The 620-nt window shown below is 41.8% G+C and carries 1 protein-coding gene; it reads left to right on the top strand.

The window, feature by feature from the left end:
- The first annotated feature begins 190 nt into the window (after positions 1–190).
- On the top strand, positions 191–352 hold the full coding sequence (locus tag LIX84_RS23345; RefSeq protein ID WP_226422276.1) for a hypothetical protein: 162 nt from the start codon (positions 191–193) through the stop codon (positions 350–352).
- Positions 353–620: the final 268 nt, after the last annotated feature.

Below are 620 nucleotides of genomic sequence, written 5' to 3'. Positions count from 1 at the left end.
CAGGGCGTTAGTTTGCAAGAGGAAAAACGCAGCTATCTCGCAAGATCTAGTGGTAAAAGCTCAAAGTTTAAGTTGTCGTATTGGCTTTCAATTTCAGGGTTAACTAGCGTGGTGAAAATCCAAAATTGGCATCGTTTCAACGGTTGGTTTGTTCTTTGGTGCGGCAACTTTTGGGTTAACTGAGTTGAATTTGTTTGCTGAAACTCTGCTCGTTGAGTTTGTTGGTACAAAAGCCGCTTTACTCGCTGAAATGACGTTGTCTCTGGTGTGGAAAGTTCACGTGGTTTCAGTGACCTTGTTGAAAGTCCGCATTGTGAGATTGGTTTTCCAAAAACACTTTTTGGTGTTGTGAGTTCTTTTTCCGCGGCGTTGTTTGTTCCAAGTGGTTTCATTGAGTAGCCGCTTTGAGACTACGCCTGACCTAATTGCATCAGAACACATAAAGTTTATTGTTTGCAAAGTTTAAAATAATTTAAAATCAACGCTTTGGGTTTGCAAACTAACAAACTGTTTAAGAGTGATTCGCAACGCGTGGCATTTTTACTATGCGTTGCGTTTAGTGTTTAAGGTGGTATGCGGCGGCTTCGGTATTGCGTTGCTCACACCTTAACAGGGCGTTA

Source organism: Vibrio sp. E14 (assembly GCF_020515785.1).
In the GTDB taxonomy this organism is placed as follows: domain Bacteria; phylum Pseudomonadota; class Gammaproteobacteria; order Enterobacterales; family Vibrionaceae; genus Vibrio; species Vibrio diabolicus.
This window is presented reverse-complemented; position numbering and strand designations above follow the sequence as displayed.